Source organism: Candidatus Neomarinimicrobiota bacterium (assembly GCA_012964825.1).
In the GTDB taxonomy this organism is placed as follows: domain Bacteria; phylum Fidelibacterota; class Marinisomatia; order Marinisomatales; family S15-B10; genus UBA2125.
In genome coordinates this window covers 20,561-23,044 of the sequence record DTTI01000072.1, presented here as the reverse complement: position 1 = coordinate 23,044, position 2,484 = coordinate 20,561, and the positions used below count along the sequence as shown (strand labels likewise).

Sequence of the window (2,484 nt, the reverse complement as noted above, 5' to 3'; positions counted from 1 at the left end):
AAAAAGGTCAGTCAATGCTGAGGGCTGGTTCCATTCTATTGAGCCAACGGCATTGATGAGGGCGGCTCCAACACGCCAGCCATTGATTTCTTTGGAAGACAAACCGAAATCGACGGCAGTGCCATACCCTCCCACACCTTGCCGCATAAAGTAGCGAGCTTTAAGGTTAAACGCTGTAGTATCTGTTTGAAAAAAGGTGTAACTGGAATCGGGGTCCGTACCCATGTAAACAATTCCCTGAAGGAATTTAAGTGAAACTCCCCAAGAAAATTTGTCAGTGGGTACTGCAAAGGAGAAAGCGTGTTCCAGGAGGACCATATTTTCTCGGCTGTATTCCAAATCCAGCGACTCTCCAATAGGGTTGCCTTCCAGTATTAACTTGAATAAACCAAAGGGTGCTACAACATCACTTATGGCCACCAGATCATTGGTTATAGCCATATTGCCTGAAGCATAGTTAAGAGCGGGTAGGGCCAAATGTATATCTCCTGAAAACCTCCAACCGTCTCTTACCTGATCATATATTTCATATTTGCCCTTTTGTGATTCAGCTTCCAGGTTTTTTCCACTTAGATCCATGATATTTTCCAGGGAAAAGAAATTGTTCCCTATACCAAAATTGAGGGTTCCCATCTGCCACATAAAAGGTTTATCATGCTGATAGGCAAGATTGGCTGGGTTAACACCCACAGCATAAACACCATCTGCCAAGGTTGTATAAGCACCGCCGAGCCCCACCATAACGGGATCACGCTTGATCTGCCCCAATCCTAAGGTTTGAACCAGAAGAAGGAATAGAGTTATTTGAAGCAATTTCATGGCCTCGACCTCTTTGCAACTCTGTCCCGGTTTCTTTTGCCCTTACCCGATCTTTCACGAGAACTCACAACTGAGCTCGCCGCCACTTTGAAAGAGGAGAGACTTCTGTCACAGATACTACCGCTTTCATTGCAGACTTTTAGCCACATTTTGTCCGCCGCTGCAGAGGGGGTCCAAAACATTGAGTCAACATTTGCTATAGCCCCATTGCTGATTGAGGTCCAAACCGAGGAGGTTATATCAGGGTTAGCTTCGGTGGAAGTCGAGACGATCACATTTTCATCCGGCAGTGTGGCCCCCAGAGACCGCCATTTGATGGAGATCTTCTCACCCGGGGAAAGGGTCTCCCCACCGTTGGGATACGTGATGACCAGCTCATCCTCCGCTTTCTCGAGCAGTCCATCGCTCTGGAGCTGGAACACTATAAATGCTTTCATGGAGATCGTGTCTTTCATGGAGAACTGAACCACATCAGGAACCTGGTCCAGCGTTCCACTGAAGTGAGTTCTCGGTCGAACATAATGCTTCCCAAGATCAGTTAAGAGATACATCTTTAGGCTGTCGAGGCCAGTGGTCACCGTCGTATCACCAGGGGTCATGACGGACATTGGTAGCCCGATCTTGCTTGCCTCAGCATAGTAGGCTTTCGGTCTAGGGAGCGTAATGGTGAACATGGTATCCACATAAGAGATTACGGTGTCAGCCTTACCGGGTACCCCCCTAACGAGATAGGCAGTTCCATCAACACAGCCTGAGCTATCGAAGATAACAGACGAAACATATATAGTACCATCAAGCTTCATCAGCGAATCACACTTCGATACAACATAAAGAGAATCAGTAGCAGGCCATTTGAGACTGTCCCTCATGGCTGCCAAAGTTTTGGAAGATCTGTCGATCGGAAAAATTTCTTTGTTAGAGAACAGTACGGAAAGATCGCCACCAATAGGTAGTCCATTGATCACCCGTGTGGTTAGGTTAGCACCTTTTACAAAATTGCGGAGTTTTGTCCGAGTGTCATGTTCCCATTCATCAATGACCGTGGAACTGTTGGGTATGAAGGTCATGGGGGCTATGCGGACCTGGAACGGGGCAATCAACTGGTAATTACCCCATATGGACTTATTCACATCAATAAATCCTCTTCCATCGATTTCGGCAGTTGCATCTACGATGAAATCTTTCGGGTTGAATGCAAGAAGATCTACGATAGTGTTCGTACCCACACCTGCTTCAATGGTGTAAGAGCTGTCCGGAATGGTATCAGTAGCACTCTTGAAAAGCTGTACTTTTGTACCAAAGCTGCTAAGTTCCATGACTGTTTTCGCACTATCCGTCGTGGTGGTCGGTTTCTCGATCTTCGAATCGAGAACAATTGTCATGGAATCTCCCATGGATGAGATACCTATAAGGTTGAGATTAAGCTTCAAAGGCAACCGAATCTCATTATACATGGTGAATCTGAGGAACACTTCCCCAAATGACATTCCAGTAAAACCCTGCGGTAAATCACTAATCTCCTGTGCCTGAGTTGGGAACGGGCAGTCAAGATCAGCCTCCAGCGAGGAGAACTGAAGCGGCTTCACTTCAATACCAGCCGTAAACTTCCAAGTTTCGCTGTCCCCGGAGAGAGAAACATCAACGGTGTCGGCGACTGTCATTGCT

2 protein-coding genes and 1 pseudogene (1 of these 3 running past the window's edge) are annotated in these 2,484 nt (G+C 46.8%); all 3 read right to left on the bottom strand.

Annotation, left to right across the window (positions count from 1 at the left end; translation table 11 throughout):
• Positions 1–819 (bottom strand): hypothetical protein (locus tag EYO21_06955; GenBank protein HIB03541.1); only part of this gene is annotated, 819 nt, incomplete at its 3' end.
• Complete coding sequence (locus EYO21_06950) at positions 816–2,480, bottom strand: hypothetical protein (GenBank protein ID HIB03540.1); 1,665 nt, start codon at positions 2,478–2,480, stop codon at positions 816–818. The genes EYO21_06950 and EYO21_06955, both read right to left, overlap by 4 nt.
• A pseudogene (locus EYO21_06945) lies at positions 2,477–2,484 on the bottom strand (hypothetical protein) (it continues 1,414 nt past the right edge of the window). Before EYO21_06945 ends, EYO21_06950 begins: the two are co-directional and overlap by 4 nt.